The sequence below is a fragment of the Rhodovulum sp. ES.010 genome, from assembly GCF_900142935.1.
Lineage (GTDB): Bacteria > Pseudomonadota > Alphaproteobacteria > Rhodobacterales > Rhodobacteraceae > Rhodovulum.
In genome coordinates this window covers 3,242,975-3,259,957 of the sequence record NZ_FSRS01000001.1, presented here as the reverse complement: position 1 = coordinate 3,259,957, position 16,983 = coordinate 3,242,975, and the positions used below count along the sequence as shown (strand labels likewise).

Below are 16,983 nucleotides of genomic sequence, written 5' to 3'. Positions count from 1 at the left end.
TCCCGTCAGTTTGGCACCAGGCCGGCGAAGCCCATGAAGGCCATCGACAGCAACCCTGCGGAAACGAAGGCAATGGGGGGGCCGGCGAAGGCCGCCGGCACGGCAAGCTGCGCGAGCTTTTCCCGCATGCCCGCGAAGATCGCGAGAACCATCGTGAAGCCCAGCGCCGAACCGAAGCCGTAAAGCAGGCTCTGGGCGAAGTCGTGCCGCTGCTGGATGTTCAGAAGCGCCACGCCGAGGACGGCACAGTTGGTGGTGATCAGCGGCAGGTAGATGCCCAGCGCCCGGAACAGCCCCGGAGAGACCTTGCGCAGCACGATTTCAGTGAATTGCACGATCGCGGCAATGACCAGGATAAAGCTGAGAATGCGCAGGAAGCCCAGGTCCAGGGGCACGAGGATCAGGGTCTCGATCACCCAGCTCGCGGCGGCCGCCAGGGTGAGGACAAAGGTTGTCGCCAGCCCCATGCCGATAGCCGCGTCGATCTTGCGCGACACGCCCATGAACGGACACAGCCCCAGGAACTTGACCAACACGACGTTGTTCACCAGGGCCGTTCCGAGCAGGATCGTGAAGAATTCGGGCATCAGTGGCTCCTTCGCTGGGCGGGTCGGTCCTGCCTACCCGGGCGGCGACGATGCCCCCTGGGCCGCGCGGCCCGCCACCCAACGGAGAAGCACGGAGCGTGCCAAGCAATGATCCGCGGCGCGCGCGCCCGTGGTGGCATGGGCGATCCGTCGCATCGCCGCCCTTCGCTCAGGCCGCGCTCTGCCCGGCGCAATGACGCAAAGTCGACAATTTGTCGGACAGCCACCTCATCACGCCCGCCGCGGGATCGAGCGGCCCGAAACGACGTCCCGGCAAAAGACGCCCGGCGCGGTCCGTGGCGATGGAAAGGCGGCACCCGGCGATCTTGGCACGCTCCGTGCTTCTGCCTTCGGACAGGAGCCGTCGCCCTCGACGCCGGGTGGCGGGCTGCAACAACGACACGAGAGCCCCGTCCGGTTGCTGAAGAGAAGGACCTGCCATGGCCGCCGCAAAACTGACCTTTGCCGATGTCGCGCTCACGGTGAACGTACCGACGGGAACGCGCATCATCGAAATCTCGGAAAAGGTCGGTTCCGGCATTACCTATGGCTGCCGCGAGGGCGAATGCGGCACCTGCATCACGCGCATCCTGGAGGGGCAGGAGCATCTGTCGGAGCCCTCGGCGCTGGAGATCCGCGTACTCAAGGACAACCTCGCCGGACGCAACGACCGCCTGGCCTGCCAGTGCCTTTTGCTCGGTGGCGACGTGAAGGTGCGGCCGGGCTGACCGGGCGAGGGCCCAAGACCAGGACAACCCAAGGAAAGGACCAAGACATGGCCATGATGATCGACAGCTTGCTTTGCACCGCCTGCGGCGATTGCGAATCCGTCTGCCCCACCGGGGCGATCATCCCTCACAAGGGCGTCTACATGATTCAGGCTGACAAGTGCACCGAGTGCGAGCCGGACCACGACATGCCGCAATGCATGAATGCGTGCATGGAAGACGGCTGCATCCTTCCGGCCGAGTAGGCGGGCGCGGGATGCCAGACCAGCGCCCCGCCTGCGGTCCCGGCGCGACGGACCCGCGCGCGTTGCGCCAGCGGCTTCGCGTCATAGCGGTGGACGGATCGCATGTCCGGCTGCAAGCGGACCGGATGGCGGGGTGCGCGCACTGCGCGGCCCGCGCCGGTTGCGGGACGGGCGCGCTGACCGAGATGGCCGCAGCCGGCCCGATCGACATTTCTCTGCCGCGCTCAGCAACCGTCGCGCCCGGCGACGAGGCGATCGTCGCGATGTCGGGCGGCGCCTTCCTGCGGGCCGCGGGTCTTCTCTATCTGCTGCCGCCCGCCATCGTCGTGCTGGCCGCCGCGACACTCGCGGCGCTCGGCCTGCCCGACCTGACGGTCGCGCTGCTCTGTCTGCCCGCCCTCGCACTCTCGCTCCTGCCGGCCCGCCTCGTCGAGCGCCGTGGACGGGTCGGGTCGGCTCTGCGGATCGAGGACGTGATCGCCCAAACCACCCGGAACGGTGCATGATGCGGACCGGGCCGCGGCCATTCGCGTTCGGCCTGGCTGCGCTTTGCACTCTCATTTTCCTTGCCGTGCTGCGCACCGGGAACGCGCACGTCCATCGCGAAACGCTATATGTCTTCGGCACGCTGGTCGAGATCGAGATACGCGGCGAGGACGAGGCCACCGCGGAGGCCGCGACCGCGGCCGTCGGCCGGCTGTTGCAGGAGTTGCACACCGACTGGCATGCGTGGCGGCCGGGCGCGCTGACCGTTCTTAACGCCGCGATCACCCGCGGCGAGGCGATGACGATCGACGATCGGCTGGCCGGGGTTTTGCGCGACGGGCAGGTTCTGAGTTGCAAGAGCGGCGGGCTGTTCGATCCGGCCATCGGCGGGCTGATCGATCTGTGGGGCTTTCACGCCGACACGCCACCCGCCGGCCCGCCCCCGGCGCCCGCGGAGATCGCCGCGCTTGTCGAGGCTCGCCCACGGATCGCCGACCTGCGCGTGCAGGGCAACCGCGTCGGCGCCGCGAACGCGGCGGTCCAACTCGACCTCGGCGGCTTCGCCAAGGGCGCCGCGCTCGACCTTGCCGCGGCAAAACTCCGCGCCCTGGGCATCGAGAACGCCGTTCTGAACGCAGGCGGCGACGTGAACATCCTCGGCACCCATGGCAGCCGTCTCTGGCGCGTCGCGATCCGCGATCCCTTCGTCTGGGGCGCGGTCGCGGCGGTCTCGCTGCAGCCCGGCGAGGTTTTGTACACCTCAGGCAACTACGAACGCTATTTCGACCACGAGGGTGACCGATTCGCGCATATCATCGATCCGCGCACGGGCTATCCCGTCCGCGAGATCGTCTCGGTGTCGGTGCTGGACACGACGGGTGCTCGGGCCGATGCGGCGGCCACGGCACTCAGCGTGGCCGGACGGGCCGACTGGCCACGGGTCGCGGCGGCCATGGGTGTTCCGGCGGTGCTCATGATCACCGACACGGGCGCGCTTCTCGCCTCGCCGGAGATGATGAAAAGGCTGGACCCCTTGGGCGACGGGCTCGACGCGCCTGTAGAGGTCGTCCCACTCCCATCCGGCGCGTTCACGCCGGACTGCATAGCGTCCCCGCGCCAAGGTGGCGCGCTGGAGCGCGTCGCATTTAATCGGCCTCATAGCCGGCCGCCTTGAAGTAGTTGTAGCATTCTTGGTCTGAGACGAGGTCGCAGACATGGCCGACGGCCGCCCAAAGTTGATCGTAGGTTCGCGCGGCTGCCTTCCTTATGAGCGACTTCAGCTTTGAGAACGCCATTTCGATGGGGTTCAGGTCCGGGCTGTAAGGCGGCAAGAACAGGAACCAGGTGCCAATCGCACGCAGGGACGCCGCTGCGGCCGGGGCCTTATGGCTCGACAGGTTGTCGAGAATGACAACGTCGCCTTTGCGCAGCGTCGGCCCCAGCTGGGTTTCGATGTAGAGGGCGAACATCTCGGCGTTCATCGCCCCGTCGATGATCCATGGTGCGTCGAGCCGGTCGTGGCGCAGGGCCGCGACGAAGGTCTGGGTGCGCCAATGTCCGAACGGCGCGTGATCGACGAGGCGCTGCCCGAACGGGGCCCAGCCGGTCGTCTTGGCCATGTTGGTTTTGACCGAGGTCTCGTCCACAAAGGCCAGCCGGTCCAGATGGTTGGCCATGAAGGGCTGGCGTTTCGCGATCCAGATGCGCCGCAGATCGGCGACATCCTTGCGCTTCTGCTCAAGCGCCTGCAGGTCTTTTTTCGTGCGTCAGACCAAGCCCGCGCAGCACCCGCCAGATCGTGCCGCGATGGACCTCGATGCCATGGGTTTCGGCCAGCTCAACGGCCAATTCATCGAGCGTGATCTCGCCCTTGGCGGCGACGCGGGCTTCGATCCAGCCGGTCACGCCCGCAAGCTTGCCGTGCCCGCCGCCATTGCCTTGGGGCCGGGGCTTGAGTGATCCGGTCTCGCGACGCAGTTTGATCAGCTCGTTCACGAACTTCGGCGATACCCGGAAGTGCCGTGCCGCTTCGCGATGCCCATGACCTTCGTCCACGAACGCGACGACACGCTCGCGTAGCTCTATCGGATGTGGTTTGCCCATCTATGACCCCCATATCTGCCTCAAAGAGACGGAATCACATCACGGCCAATCTGGGAATCCTGAATCCGAAAGCCGGCGACACGCTCTAGCCCGGCAGGACAGGCGATAGCAGTGCACTTCGCGCCCGGGGGCGATCCCGCGAATCTCAGCCGCACCCGCAGGAACCCGAGCGGCTGCCACACCGGCCAGTGGCGGGAATTCCACCACGAGCACGGCGCCTTTGCGGCCCGTAGCGTGCAGGACCGGGCGCCGTCCGGCAGGAAACCGCGACCCTGACCGCAAGACAGCCCCGGCCGCGGCCTTGTTCCCGCGCGATCAGGTCCGGCGGCGGCTCCGCGCGACCCCGCACAAGCCGCCGAGCCCGGCGAGCAGCAGCGGCATCCCAGCGGGCAGCGGAACCGGCGCAACGCCGTGCAGATCGACGGCCGCGCCGATGAGGTCCGGATTGTCGGTGATGTAGCCGTCGAGCCCCCAGTCGAGAAAGGACGCGGCCATCGTCTGGGCCGCGGCCAAGTCCGAAGGCCGGAAGGTCCAGCCGTAGACCTCGAGGCCAAGACGGTGGGCGGTGTCGATCAGGCTTTCGCTCAGGTACGGCTCGTAGATCGCGATGCCGTCCACGTAGGTCGCCAGCAGGTTCAGCGGCCGCGCGTTGGTCTCGGTGAGGGCGACGTACCATTCGCCACCCACGAGCGCCGCGCCGCCAAGCTGGAACACGTCGATATCGGCGCCGGCAGACGCGATGAGGCCGGCCATCTCGAAAACGTTTTCGAAGTCGAAGGACTGGGCCGCACCGTTCATCGCCTCGGTGGTGAAGCCCTTGTCGATCATCGTCTCGACGACCAGCCGGCTGGCCAGCGGGCTATAGCTGCCCTTGACCTCGGTCAGGATGCCGAGGTCGGTGCCGTTCGCCACGTTGTACGCGTCGATCTCGTCCAGCATCTCGGCCAGCGTCGGCACCCGATAAGGGGCCGTCATGCTCGGCACGAAACCCGGATAGGCGAGACCCGCGCCGCCGGTCGGCTCGACGGTTAGCGTCCGGATCTCAGCGAGTGTGAAATCCGAAACGTAGTAAACGCCATCCGCGCCGCGGGGCGCGAACCGATCCTCGACATCGGTGGTGCGCTCCAGCGTTTCGTCATGCATCACGACCAGCTTGTCGTCCGCGGTCAGCATGACATCGGTCTCGACGATGTCGGCGCCCATTTCCGCGGCCAGTTCGTTACCGCCGAGGCTGTTCTCGGGCAGGTAGGCGGGGGCGCCACGATGGCCGATGATGACCGGCGCGGTGCCGGACAGCGTATTCCAAGAGATGGGGGCCGCCGCGGCGAAGGGCGCGGACAGGACAACGGCGCCGAAAGCGCAGGCGATCGTCAGGGGACGGTGCATCAGGATACCTCACTGTTTGGGGCTGAGTAACGAAGCGAAACGCGGACGCTTCTTCGTCGACTTCGTTGACACCACGGTGACAAACGCCCGCCCGGCCACGACCGGATGGTCTCGGGACTGGCATGCCGCACGGTCATGAGTTGCCCGCGGGTGTCGCCCTTCGTTGCGCGGCTGAAAAGCGCGCGCTGATCCGGGCGTCCCCCGGCTCGACGGCCAGCCGGCGTCGCGAGTGCGGATGCAAAGGTGGTCCTCCGCGCCTCTCGACCTGGTTTGGCTAGTGTCGCTGTCGGTGCGCGGCTCATACATGACCATGCGCAAGGTCGGCGCCGGGGCGCGTCGGATGCTGCTGGCCGCCGCGGCCGAGGAATTCGGCGTGCCGGTCGAGGAGCTCAGGACCGAGGCCGCACGCGTCCATCACGACGGCTCCGGCCAATCGGCCGGCTATGGCGCGCTTGCAGCCGGTGCCGCGGAAAAGACGCCGCCCGAGGATCCGCCGCTGAAGGATCCCGCGGAGTTCACACGGATCGGCCAGTCGCCCGGCCGCACCGACAGCTTGGCGAAGTCGACCGGCCGCGCCGGTTTCGGGATCGACGTCTTGGTGGACAACATGCGATTTGCCGCGGTCCGGCACGCACCCAGCTTCGGCGCGATCGTTGAGTCGATCGACGAAAGCACCCTGGACGGCCTGCCCGGCAATCCGCGCGCGGTCGACCTCGGTAACGCGGTCGGCGTCGTCGCCGACAGCTTCTGGCGCGCCAAGAAGGCGGCGGAGGCACTGTCGGTCACCTGGACCGGCGGCGCGTCCGATCTCTCCTCCGAGGGCCTGATCGAGGCGGCCGTGGCACGCTTGGACGAGACCGGGATCGAGGCAGAGGCCGAGGGCGATGCGCGCGCCGCCATCGCGGGCGCCGACCGGACGCTTGCCGCAGACTACGTCCAGCCCTTCCTGGCACATGCGACGATGGAGCCGCAGAACTGCACCGCATGGGTGCGCGAGGATGCCTGCGACATATGGGCCCCGAACCAGGGCGCTGATTTCGTGGCCGGGCTGGCGCAGGAGGTCACCGATCTGCCGCCCGAGGCGATCAGCGTGCATACCCCGTTTCTCGGCGGCGGGTTCGGCCGACGCTTCGTGCTCGACTATGCCGGCCAGGCGCTGCGCCTCAGCATGGCGGATGGCGGGCCGGTCAAGGTCGTCTGGACCCGCGAGGAAGACATCCGCAACGACTACTACCGCCCAATGGCGGCGTTGCGCCTGCGCGGTGGACTCGATGCCGAGGGCCGGCCCGTGGGCTTGCTTGTCACCACGGTCACGGAGGGCCCTGGCGCGCGCCTGATGCCGTCGCTTGTGCAGCCGAACGGGCTGGACCCGACCTCGGTCGAAGGGCTTGTCAAGAAGCCCTACCGCATCGACGCCAAGCGCACCGAGATGGTCAATGCGGGCTACGACGCCGTGCCCATTGGCTTCTGGCGCTAGGTGGGCGGCGCGCTGAACGCCTTTCCCTTTGAATCCTTCATCGACGAATTGGCGCATGCGGCAGGAGCCGACCCGCTGGACTACCGGCTGTCGCTGCTGGAGGTCGGCTCGAACGAGCATGCGCTTCTTGAAGAGGTGCGCGACATGGCTGGGTACAAGCCCGGGACCTACGACGCCGAGGGCGAGACAAAAGCCATGGGCGTGGCCCTGCATGAATCCTTCGGCTCGCTGGTGGCACAGATCGCCGAAGTTTCCATGCGCGCGGGCCGTCCCCATGTCTCGCGCATCTGGGCCGCCATCGACCTGGGCTCCGTCGTCAACCCAGAGATCGTCAAGGCGCAGGTCGCAGGCGGCGCGATCTACTGCCTGTCAGCCGCGCTGCACGAAGAGGTGCTGATCGAGAAAGGCGCGGCAACGCGCGCGAATTTCGACACCTACCCGATCCTGACACCGCGGGAAGCGCCGGAGATCGTGGTCGAGGTGGTCACCAGCGACCGCGAGATGGGCGGCGTCGGCGAACCCGGCACCCCGCCGGTTGCCCCGGCGCTCGCAAACGCGGTGTTCAAGCTCACCGGCCAACGCGTCCGCCGCCTGCCGATGGCCCGCTTCGATTTCCGGGACACGTGACCGTCCAGCTGCGGCGAAACGCACCTCGGCGGGCGGCCACTGATCGGCCTTCACCTCGCAAGCACGAGAAACCTCACAACCGAACACGCGGAGACCTTCAAGATGGCGGACATGCTTGACCGGGAGGCCTACTCCTACCGCGAGGCCAAAGACGTGCCGACCTTCGACGATGGTGGGCAGATTGCCGTGATGGACGGAGGCTGCGCGCCGTGCTCATGGGGTGCGCGCATGATCGCCCGGCTCGACAGCGCGGGGCAGTTCCGCATCTGCCCGGTCCAGTCGCCGCTCGGCGAAGCGCTCGTGCGCCACTACGGGCTGGCGCCCGGTGACCCCGAGACCTGGCTCTTCCTCGAGAACGGACAGGCCTGGGGCGGGATGGAGGCGATCATCCGGATTGCGGAACGGCTTGGGGCTGCGGGGCGCCTTGCCACCGCGATGCGCATCCTCCCGCGCAGGCTTCGCGAATGGCTCTATCGACGGATCGCACGCAACCGGCATCGCCTCGGCCGGTCCGACATGTGCGCCATCGCCGACGAGCGGCTGCGCCGGCGCCTGCTGACCTGAAGAAAGCGCCCTGCCTGCCGCGCCTGAAACGAAGGGCGTGCCTTGGTCGCCGCGTGCGAGACGGGTTGGCTTGCGGGCGTCACTCGACCTCGGAGAGAGCACGGGCAAGATCGAGAAACCGGCGGCGACGGCTTTCGGACATGGCGTAGAAATGACGCAAGAGGTCAACGGCCTCCCTGTCGCTCAGCAGGTCTGCCGGGATACGCTCGTTCACGTCCGTGATCTGGCCCTCGCCGGGGACCTCCAGCCCGTCGAAGAAAAAACTCACCGCGACATCAAGCGCTTGCGCGATCAACCACAGGCGGGAGGCGCTCACCCGATTCGCACCCGTCTCGTATTTCTGGATCTGCTGGAACTTGATGTCGACCTTCTCGGCCAGTTCCTGCTGCGTCATTCCCAGCATCCAGCGCCGCTGGCGAATTCTTCTTCCAACATGAGCGTCGACCACATGCGCCATGGCAGCTATCCCTCTCTAACTCGTTACTAACCGCGCCGCACCCGTCTGACACGGTCATCGCCCGGGGCATCCTCCGAGCACTACGTTACTGTCTTTCCGGCACCAACCGTGCCAAGCCCGGCTGACCGACTTGGCAATGTGCCCGCGTCACGCCCACGCCCCCTCGGCCACACCACTTCGCCGTGCGGACCTTGCGGCGATGTCCCGGTCGGATTGCCAAAGTCCTGCGCCCGAACAATCGCCGCTTCGCCCGGGCGCCAACGATGATCGCGAGGTCCCACATCGAGGGCGGAACTACTACCTCGACCGAGTGGCTCGGGCCATTAGCAGTTTCCCATCGGGAAAGCTAAATTTTTCATCGAAAGTGATTAATTTGTGGCGGAATGGTGAGACGACGCCACAGCCGCGACCGGTTCCGGCTCCAAAAACGATACAATCTCGCCTGCTCCCGGCGTTGATCCACGTCCGCCGGCCTGCCGGCATTCCTCGCTGTCGTGCCGTGTTCCGAGTGGGTCACGCAGCAGGCGACTGTTTCCAAGCACACACGTTGCGACCTTCCGCGCCCCCGACATCGCCGTCGGGACAGGGCCCACGATGTGGCATGCGCGACTCACCCTTTGAACGTGGGCGGCCGGGATTGCCATTCAGCGACATGCGGCCCTTGGGAAAGGCCGTTTTCAGGCGGAACGCGGCGAACCTGGCAGGGTAGCATGGCTGGACAACGCGCCGCGTCAGCCCGCGCGTGCGTACGACAGCCACTACAGGGGGAAACCGGGCCATGTTCACGAAACCCGACGATCCCGCCACCCGCCGGACGCGGCGCCGCCGCGCCACCGCGGGCCTCGAGACGCCGCCCTTCGGCGTACCCTTCATAACCCGCGGCATGCCGCCCTACGAAATCATCGGCGACGACGCGCTGTCGCGGATCGAGGCCACGGCCGAGCGGATCATGGCCGAGATCGGCATCGAGTTCCGCGAGGACGCGGAAACCGTGCGGCTGTTCCGCGCCGCCGGTGCCGAGATCGCGGAAACCGCGGCCGACACCTGGCGGCTGCGCTTTCCGCCCGGCATGATCCGCGAGATCCTGTCCACCGCACCCGGCCGCTTTACCCAGCTGGCGCGCAACTCGGCCAACAGCGTCGAGATCGGCGGCGACAGCGTGGTGCTGGCCCCCGCATACGGCTCGCCCTTCGTGATGGACCTGGACCGGGGGCGCCGCTATGGCACGATCCAGGATTTCGAGAATTTCGTGCGGCTGGCCCAATCCAGCTCCTGGCTGCACCATTCCGGCGGCACGATCTGCGAACCGACCGACGTGCCGGTGAACAAGCGCCACCTGGACATGGTCTATGCCCATATCCGCTATTCCGACCGGGCGTTCCTGGGGTCCATCACCCATCCCGACCGGGCCGCGGATTCGATCGAGATGGCGCGCATCCTGTTCGGCGCCGAGGTGGCGGACCGCAATTGCGTCATCATGGGGAATTTCAACACGACCTCGCCGCTGGTGCTGGACGGGATCACCACACGCGGCATCCGCGCCTATGCCGCCGCCGGGCAGGGCTCCATCCACCTGCCCTTCCTTCTGGGCGGCGCGGTGGCGCCGCTGACCATGGCCGGGTCGCTGGCCCAGAACCTGGCAGAGACGATGGTCTCGGCGGCGATCACCCAGCTGGTGCGCCCCGGGGCGCCCGCGATCCTTGGCTCGTTCATGTCGTCGATGGCGCTGCGCTCGGGCTCGCCCACCTTCGGCACGCCGGAACCCGCGGTCGCCTCGCTGGCGATGGGCCAGTTGGCGCGGCGCCTGAACCTGCCGCTCCGCTGCGCCGGCAGCTTCACCAATTCCAAGCTGCCCGACGCCCAAGCCATGAGCCAGAGCCTGATGTCGATGCTGTCGGCGCTGCAGTCGGGGGCCAACTACATCCTGCATTCGGCGGGCTTCCTCGATGGGCTGCTGTCGATGAGCTATGAAAAGATGGTGCTGGATTGCGACGTCTGCGGTGCGCTTCACAGCTATCTTAGGGGCGTGCCGGTCGATGACGATACGCAGGGCTTCGAGGCGCTGGCGGAACTGGGGCCGGGCCAGCACCTGTTCGGCACCGCGCACACGCTGCGCCACTATCGCACGGCCTATTGGGAAAGCGATCTGGACGACAACCAGCCTTGGGAGACCTGGTCCGAACAGGGCGCGGTGGACATGGCCGAGCGGGCCAACCGGCGCTGGAAGCACCTGCTGGACAGCTACGAGGCGCCGCCGCTGGACGAAGGCATCGACGAGGCGCTGCGCGATTTCATGGCGCGCCGGAAGGCGTCGATGCCGGATGCGTGGCACTGAGCCGCGGCTCAGCCCCGGTAGAGGCGCCCCATGATCAGCGGCGTGAGATACATCGGCACCTGGTAGCAGCCGATGAAGATCAGCAGGGGCGTCGTCACCTCGGGCGGCAGCGCCACCAGGAACAGCGCGATGTTGCGGTTGCCCGCCGCGATAGACAGCCCGATCCGCTGGTCGCGCAACCGCGTCTGTTTCAACAGGCGCGCCGCGAGGAATTGCGCGCCCAGATTGGCCGCGCAGGCCAGCGCCAGCCAGCCGGCGAAGGCGGCGGGCCGGGCGATCAGCGTGGGGCCGGCCTCGGACATCAGGCCGACCACGACGATGGCCATGGCCAGCGCCGACAGACCGTCAAGCGCCGCGATGGTGGGCGGCTGGGGCGCGCGCAGGACCAGGTGGCGCAGGGTGAAGGCCGCGCCCGCGGCCAGCAGGATCACCGCCATCAGGCGCGCCGCCGCGGCGAGGACCGCGCCGGCCCCGCCCAGCCCCTCGGCCACGAAGAAGACTGGCAGCACCGTGACCGGCAGGAGTGCCGTGGCAACGATCAGGATCCGCAGCACTGGGGCCGGGTCGCCGCCTGACAGCACGGTCAGGTTCGGCGCGCCCGAGATCGGCGAGGCCGCGAACAATAGCACCAGCGCGGTCGCCGCCGCCGTGCCGCCCAGCCCCGCGGCCCAGACCGCCCCTGCCACCGCCAGCGGCAGGGCCAGCTGGTAGACCAGCACCAGCCCGACAACGCCCGGCAACTCGCGCACCGCGCCCAGCGCCTGGCGCGGGCCGATCCGCAGGGCGGCCACGAACATCAGCCCGGCGACGAGTTCGGGCAGCCAGGGCCGCATCGCCTGGGCCAGCCCCGGCAGGGTCAGCCCCGCCAGCAATCCCGCCACCAGCAACAGCCGCCCGTGGCGCGCCACCGCGCCCAGAACGCGCACCGCCGGGGTCACCACAGCCCCCGGAGGATCAGCACCAGCGCGGCCATTCCGCTAACCACCAGCAACGCCGCGCGATAGCGCGCGTCGAACCGGCCCCTCAGCCGCCCCGCGACCAGCACGCCCGCCACCATGCCCGGCGCCATGACCGCGGCCAGCACCAGGTCATGCGCGCCGACCCAGCCCGCAACCCACAACCCGACAAGCGAGACCAGGCAGCCGATCGCGAAGAAGGCCGACAGCGTGGGGCGCGCCTCGGCCCCCGGGCGGTGCTGGTAGACGATGGCCATGGGCGGCGCGCCGACCGAGGTGATGGTGCCCATCAGCCCCGACAGCGCGGCCATGCCGACCAGCCGCGGCCGGGTGAACCGCAGCCCCGGCCCCACTGCCGACAGCGCGACCGCCAGCCCGATCATCACGCCGAAGACCAGCGCGAAGGCGTCGGGGTCGCTGAGCGCGGCGAGGATCACGGTGGCGATGGCGGCGCCCGCGATGCGCCCGCCGGTGCCGGTCCAGACCTCGTTCCAGGCTATGGCGTCGCGTTCGCGGAACGCGGCCAGCGTTGCCGTGGCAAAGCCCACGATGAGCGTCGGCACGGGGACAAGGTCGGGGTCGAGCAGCGCCAGAAGCGGTGCTGCCACCAGCCCGAAGCCCAGCCCAAGCCCGGTCTGCACCACGGCGGCCGCGACGACGATCAGCAGTACCGGCACCACCAGCCAGGGTGCGGTGGCCAGGTGCAGGCCGGTGTCAACCATCCGCGGGCCCTAGCCCCCCGGCCGCTGGCGGATGTTCTCGGGCAGCCAGGTGGCAAGCTCCGGGAAGAAGATCAGCACGAAAACCATTACAACCATGATCAGGAACATCGGGATCGCGGCGCGCGCGATGAAGTTCATCTCGTGCCCGGTCATGCCCTGAAGGACGAACAGGTTGAACCCGATGGGCGGCGTGATCTGGGCCATTTCCACCACGACGACGATGAAGATGCCGAACCAGATGATGTCGATGCCCGCCTGCCGGATCATCGGTTCGACCACCGCCATGGTCAGCACCACCGAGGAGATGCCGTCGAGGAAACAGCCCAGCACGATGTAGAAGACAAGGAGCGCCATCAGCAGTTCGAAGCGCGACAGCTCCCAGCTGGCGATCAGGTCGGCCAGACCGCGCGGCAGCCCGGTAAAGCCCATCGACAGCGACAGGAAGGCCGCGCCGGCCAGGATCAGCGCGATCATCGCGCTGGTGCGCACCGCGCCCATCAGGCTTTCGGTGAAGGTGCCCCAGGTCAGTGATCCTTGGGTCGCGGCCAGCACCAGCGCGCCGATCACGCCGAAGGCGGCGGCCTCGGTCGCGGTGGCGTACCCCATGTACATCGACCCGATCACCACCAGGATCAGGCAGATCACCGGGATCAGGAAGCGCGAGTTCTTGACCCTCTCCAGCAGGGTCATCGGCGGTTCGGGCGTCGGGTCGAACCCCTTGGACAGTTTCGAGACGGCCGCCACATAGGCCATGAACATCGCGGCCAGCACCAGCCCCGGTAGGACGCCCGCCATGAACAGCTTGGTGATCGACTCGTTGATCGTGACGCCATAGACGATCAGCGTCAGCGAGGGCGGGATCATCAGCCCCAGCGTGGCGGCGCCGGCCAGCGTGCCGATGACCATGGTCTCGGGGTAGTTCCGATTGCGAAGTTCCGGGATCGACATCTTGCCGACGGTCGTCAGCGTGGCCGCCGACGACCCCGAGACGGCCGCGAAGACCGTGCAGCCCACGATATTCGTATGCACCAGCCCGCCCGGAAGCCGCGCCATCCAGGGACTGAGGCCCTTGAACATGTCCTCGGATAATCGGGTGCGGTAGAGGATTTCGCCCATCCAGATGAAGAGGGGCAGCGCGGTCAGCGTCCAGGAGGAAGACGAGGACCAAATCTTGGTGATCATCGCGTCGCCCGCGGGGCGCGAGGTGAACAGGTCCATCCCCACATAGGCCACGCCCATCAGCGCAAGGCCGACCCAGACGCCGGAGCCCAAGAGCAGGAACAGCACGAACAGGAAGATCGCGATCGGGGCGAGTTGTTCCATGGCCCCTACTCCGCGTGGCTCTGGTCGACGAGGTCGCGGCGAATGCCGTGATCGCCGGTAAGGATCAGCCGCACCAGGTGATCCCAGAAGCAGATCGCCAGGAGGACGGTGCCCACCGACATGGCGATTTGCGGGATCCAGGTCGGCGTCTTGTCGAGCCCTTGGCTGATCTCGCCCAGCTTCCACGACCAGTAGGTGCCCTTGATCGCGTAGCGGGCGAAGAAGGTGGCGGTGATCGCGCCGATGCCGAAACACCACAGCTCACCCCAGCGGCGGTGGCGCCCCAGCACCGACAGGAACAGCGATACCCGGATATGCGCGCCGTGGTTCAGCGCGTAGGCAAAGGCGAAGAAGCTGGCCGCCGCCATGCAGTAGCCCGCGTAATCGGTCGCGCCCGGAAAGGTCTGCCCGGTCCAGCGCGCCAGCATCTGCAGCACGATGATGACGAGGATCGCCACCAGAAACAGCGCCGCCACCACGCCGCCCGCAAGATAGAGAATATCCAGAACGCGCCGGAGCGCCCGCGCTGCCGCCATAGACCGTCCCCCTGGTTGCGCCGTCACGCCCGGCTGGGCGGACGCGCGCGCCTCGCCCGTCCGGCGGAGCGGCGCGGCGCACGCCCGGCATGCAGGCCGGGGCTATGCCCGGCCCGCCCGGCCGCCTTACATGCCGCCCTTGTATTCCTCGACGATGGCGCGGCCCTCGTCGCCAGCCTGTTCCAGCCATTCCTCGGTCATCGTCTCGCCGATCTCCTTCAACCCCGCGACAAGCTCGTCGCCGGCGCGGGTGACGGTCATGCCGCCCTCTTCCAGGCCGTTCAGGGTGAACTCGGTATAGTCCTTGGAGCGTTCCAGCCCCTCGGCCGCGGCCTGTTCGGCGCAGTCGGTCACCACGTCCCTGGTGGCGTCGTCGAGCCTGTTCCAGGCATCCATGTTCACGAAGACCGCGTTGCGCGGCAGCCAGGCATCGACCTCGTAGAAATGGCTGAGATGTTCCCAGACCTTGCGGTCATAGCCCGTGGCGCCCGACGAGATGAAGCTTTCGGCAACACCCGTGGCCAGCGCCTGGCTCAGCTCCGCGGCCTCGACCTGTACCGGGATCATGCCGGTCAACTCGGCCATCCGCGCGGTCGCGGCGGAGTAGGAGCGGAACTTGACGCCCTTGAGGTCGTCGAGCGTCGAGACCTCTTTATTCATGTACAGGCCCTGCGGCGGCCACGGCACCGAGTAGAGGTAATGCAGGTTGTCCTCGGCCAGCGCCTCGGCGACGGCGGGCTGGGCGATCGACCACAGTTTCTCATGCTCGTCGAAGGACGACACAAGGAACGGGATCGAGTCGACGCCATAAAGCGGGTTCTCGTTCTGGTGGGCCGACATCAACCGCTCGCCGATATTGGCCTGGCCGGTCTGCACCGCGCGCTTGATCTCGGCCCCGCCGAACAGCGAGCCCGAGGGGTGGGTGACGATCTCCAGTTCGCCCCCCGTTCCATCGGTCACGCATTGGGCGAAATTCGCGCCGACCTCGGAATGGAAGTTGGTGGCCGCATAGGCCATCGGCATGTCCCATTTCTCGGCCGAGGCGGCGGTGGCCAGCGTGGCCAGCGCAGTGGCGGCCAGAAGCGTTGCGGGGGTTTTCATCTGTCTCTCCCTGTTGGTTGGACGGTTCTTTTTGTTGGCGCTCATTGAAACCGCGTCGGTGCATAGGGCGCAAGGTCAATGTTGGGCCGCGTGCCGCCGATCAGTTGCGCCAGCAGGCGCCCGGTCTTGGGCCCGCCGGTCAGGCCGACATGGTCGTGGCCGAACCCGACAAAGGCGCCCGCGACCCCCGGCACCGGGCCGATCGAGGGGGTGGAATCGGCGATGCAGGGGCGGTGGCCCATCCATTCCACGGTGCGGTCCCATGTCAGGCCGGGGATGACCTTGCGCACGAGGCGTTCCAGCAGGCGAAGCGGCGCGCGCGAGGGGGGCGCGTCCAGCCCGCCGAATTCCACGATGCCCGCAAGGCGCAGGCGCCCTTCCATCGGGGTGGCGAGGAACTTTCCGGCGGCGATCATGGTGGGGGCGCGGGGCATGACGGACGGGTTCCAGAGTTCGAGGTGATAGCCGCGTTCGGTTTCCAGCGGGATTTTCAGCCCCAGCTTGCGCGCGAGCGGCCCCGACCACGCGCCGGTGGCGATCACGACCGCCTCGCAGGGGATCGTCTCGCCCGCCACGCGCAGGCCGGTCACGCGCCCGCCCGCGCGCGCGATGTCCGTGGCCTCGCCGATGACCAGCCGCGCGCCCTGCCGTTCGGCATGGGCCGCCAGCGCGGCGACATAGGCCCCCGGATCGGTGATATGGCCGTGGCCCGGTAGGCGCACCGCGCATTTGCCGGGCGCGAAACAGGGGTCGATGGCGGCGCCCTCCAAAACCTGCCACTCGATGCCCAGCGACTTGCGGATGCCCCAGCCGAAGCCGTCGGCCGCATAGTCGCGCCGGCTGTCGTAGAGGAACACGTAATCCGACGGCACGATCCAGCGTTCCGCCCCGGTGCCCGCGGCCAGCGTCTGGTGATCGGTCAGGCTGTCGCCGATGATCGGGTACAGCGCGCGGGCGCGGGCGCGCGCGGCGGGCGCGTTGGCGTGCGAGAGATAGCGCATCAGCCACGGCGCCAGCCGCGGCAGGTAACCCCATTTCAGGAACAGGGGTTTCATCGGGTCGAACAGCATGGCGGGGGCGTGGGCGAACAGGGCCGGCACCGTCACCGGCACCACGGAACTGGACGCCAATAGCCCAGCATTGCCGTGGCTGGCCCCGGCGGCGGGGCCGGTCCGGTCCACCAGGATCACCCGGTGCCCGTCGCGCAGCAACCACAGCGCGGTCGCCACCCCCACGATCCCCGCGCCGATCACCGCGACGGTCTTACCCTTGTCCATGCCCTGCCCCCTTGCGCCCACGCGGCGCGACCTTGCGAAGCCGGGCGCCCCGTGTCAACGAGGGGCGGGACGC

The 16,983-nt window shown here is 68.0% G+C and carries 19 protein-coding genes; 8 read left to right on the top strand and 11 right to left on the bottom strand.

Translation table 11 applies throughout. From position 1 onward, the window contains the following. Nucleotides 1-5: 5 nt before the first annotated feature. The gene (rsxA, locus tag BUR28_RS16085) at nt 6-587 is read right to left on the bottom strand and encodes an electron transport complex subunit RsxA (protein ID WP_074221052.1); all 582 of its coding nucleotides are present in this window, start codon (nt 585-587) and stop codon (nt 6-8) included. Between the two features lie 440 nt (nt 588-1,027). Between rsxA and BUR28_RS16080 the strand changes: the two genes are divergently transcribed. The 4 genes from BUR28_RS16080 to BUR28_RS16065 all read left to right on the top strand — a co-directional run bounded on the left by BUR28_RS16080 (nt 1,028) and on the right by BUR28_RS16065 (nt 3,220). Continuing rightward, nucleotides 1,028-1,315: a 2Fe-2S iron-sulfur cluster-binding protein gene (locus BUR28_RS16080; RefSeq protein ID WP_074221051.1), complete on the top strand. Its 288-nt coding sequence runs from the start codon at nt 1,028-1,030 to the stop codon at nt 1,313-1,315. Between the two features lie 47 nt (nt 1,316-1,362). Then, a complete protein-coding gene (locus tag BUR28_RS16075; protein ID WP_074221050.1) occupies nt 1,363-1,560 on the top strand; it encodes a 4Fe-4S binding protein in 198 nt (65 codons plus the stop codon). Between the two features lie 11 nt (nt 1,561-1,571). Then, nucleotides 1,572-2,066 carry a SoxR reducing system RseC family protein gene (locus tag BUR28_RS16070; protein WP_074221049.1) on the top strand — a complete coding sequence of 165 codons (495 nt, stop codon included), beginning with the start codon at nt 1,572-1,574 and terminating at the stop codon, nt 2,064-2,066. 122 nt (nt 2,067-2,188) lie between these two features. Further along, nucleotides 2,189-3,220, top strand: coding sequence for an FAD:protein FMN transferase (locus BUR28_RS16065; RefSeq protein ID WP_371441621.1), 1,032 nt, complete (start codon nt 2,189-2,191; stop codon nt 3,218-3,220). On the opposite strand, the gene BUR28_RS20470 is transcribed toward BUR28_RS16065, so the two are convergent. The 3 genes from BUR28_RS20470 to BUR28_RS16050 all read right to left on the bottom strand — a co-directional run bounded on the left by BUR28_RS20470 (nt 3,192) and on the right by BUR28_RS16050 (nt 5,535). Further along, entirely contained in the window at nt 3,192-3,743 is a 552-nt protein-coding gene (locus tag BUR28_RS20470; protein WP_254813792.1) for an IS630 family transposase, read from the bottom strand. The two genes, BUR28_RS16065 and BUR28_RS20470, sit on opposite strands and share 29 nt — an antisense overlap. Before the next feature lie 40 nt (nt 3,744-3,783). Continuing rightward, nucleotides 3,784-4,149 (bottom strand): helix-turn-helix domain-containing protein, encoded by a 366-nt coding sequence (locus tag BUR28_RS20465; protein ID WP_074218878.1) that lies wholly within the window; start codon nt 4,147-4,149, stop codon nt 3,784-3,786. Between the two features lie 315 nt (nt 4,150-4,464). After that, the gene (locus tag BUR28_RS16050; protein WP_074221047.1) at nt 4,465-5,535 is read right to left on the bottom strand and encodes a glycerophosphodiester phosphodiesterase family protein; all 1,071 of its coding nucleotides are present in this window, start codon (nt 5,533-5,535) and stop codon (nt 4,465-4,467) included. Between the two features lie 304 nt (nt 5,536-5,839). Between BUR28_RS16050 and BUR28_RS16045 the strand changes: the two genes are divergently transcribed. The 3 genes from BUR28_RS16045 (at nt 5,840) to BUR28_RS16035 (ending at nt 8,203) form a co-directional block, all read left to right on the top strand. After that, a complete protein-coding gene (locus BUR28_RS16045) occupies nt 5,840-7,012 on the top strand; it encodes a xanthine dehydrogenase family protein molybdopterin-binding subunit (protein WP_074221046.1) in 1,173 nt (390 codons plus the stop codon). Next, on the top strand, nt 7,013-7,639 hold the full coding sequence (locus BUR28_RS16040; RefSeq protein WP_074221045.1) for a molybdopterin cofactor-binding domain-containing protein: 627 nt from the start codon (nt 7,013-7,015) through the stop codon (nt 7,637-7,639). Nucleotides 7,640-7,741: 102 nt separating this feature from the next. Beyond that, nucleotides 7,742-8,203 carry a thiol-disulfide oxidoreductase DCC family protein gene (locus BUR28_RS16035; protein WP_074221044.1) on the top strand — a complete coding sequence of 154 codons (462 nt, stop codon included), beginning with the start codon at nt 7,742-7,744 and terminating at the stop codon, nt 8,201-8,203. Between the two features lie 79 nt (nt 8,204-8,282). Here BUR28_RS16035 and BUR28_RS16030 read toward each other — a convergent pair whose 3' ends face one another. Continuing rightward, on the bottom strand, nt 8,283-8,660 hold the full coding sequence (locus BUR28_RS16030) for a helix-turn-helix domain-containing protein (protein ID WP_074221043.1): 378 nt from the start codon (nt 8,658-8,660) through the stop codon (nt 8,283-8,285). 778 nt (nt 8,661-9,438) lie between these two features. Between BUR28_RS16030 and BUR28_RS16025 the strand changes: the two genes are divergently transcribed. Beyond that, a complete protein-coding gene (locus BUR28_RS16025) occupies nt 9,439-10,995 on the top strand; it encodes a trimethylamine methyltransferase family protein (protein ID WP_074221042.1) in 1,557 nt (518 codons plus the stop codon). Between the two features lie 8 nt (nt 10,996-11,003). Here the strand turns inward: BUR28_RS16025 and BUR28_RS16020 are convergent, their stop codons facing one another. The 6 genes from BUR28_RS16020 to BUR28_RS15995 all read right to left on the bottom strand — a co-directional run bounded on the left by BUR28_RS16020 (nt 11,004) and on the right by BUR28_RS15995 (nt 16,910). Next, nucleotides 11,004-11,933: a hypothetical protein gene (locus BUR28_RS16020; protein WP_254813760.1), complete on the bottom strand. Its 930-nt coding sequence runs from the start codon at nt 11,931-11,933 to the stop codon at nt 11,004-11,006. Next, on the bottom strand, nt 11,930-12,673 hold the full coding sequence (locus BUR28_RS16015) for a sulfite exporter TauE/SafE family protein (protein ID WP_074221041.1): 744 nt from the start codon (nt 12,671-12,673) through the stop codon (nt 11,930-11,932). Before BUR28_RS16015 ends, BUR28_RS16020 begins: the two co-directional genes overlap by 4 nt. Nucleotides 12,674-12,682: 9 nt before the next feature. Next, entirely contained in the window at nt 12,683-13,996 is a 1,314-nt protein-coding gene (locus tag BUR28_RS16010) for a TRAP transporter large permease (RefSeq protein ID WP_074221040.1), read from the bottom strand. 5 nt (nt 13,997-14,001) lie between these two features. Beyond that, nucleotides 14,002-14,532: a TRAP transporter small permease gene (locus BUR28_RS16005; RefSeq protein ID WP_074221039.1), complete on the bottom strand. Its 531-nt coding sequence runs from the start codon at nt 14,530-14,532 to the stop codon at nt 14,002-14,004. A gap of 126 nt (nt 14,533-14,658) precedes the next feature. Further along, nucleotides 14,659-15,633 (bottom strand): TRAP transporter substrate-binding protein, encoded by a 975-nt coding sequence (locus tag BUR28_RS16000; protein ID WP_074221038.1) that lies wholly within the window; start codon nt 15,631-15,633, stop codon nt 14,659-14,661. 41 nt (nt 15,634-15,674) lie between these two features. Then, on the bottom strand, nt 15,675-16,910 hold the full coding sequence (locus tag BUR28_RS15995; protein ID WP_074221037.1) for an NAD(P)/FAD-dependent oxidoreductase: 1,236 nt from the start codon (nt 16,908-16,910) through the stop codon (nt 15,675-15,677). Nucleotides 16,911-16,983 lie beyond the last annotated feature (73 nt).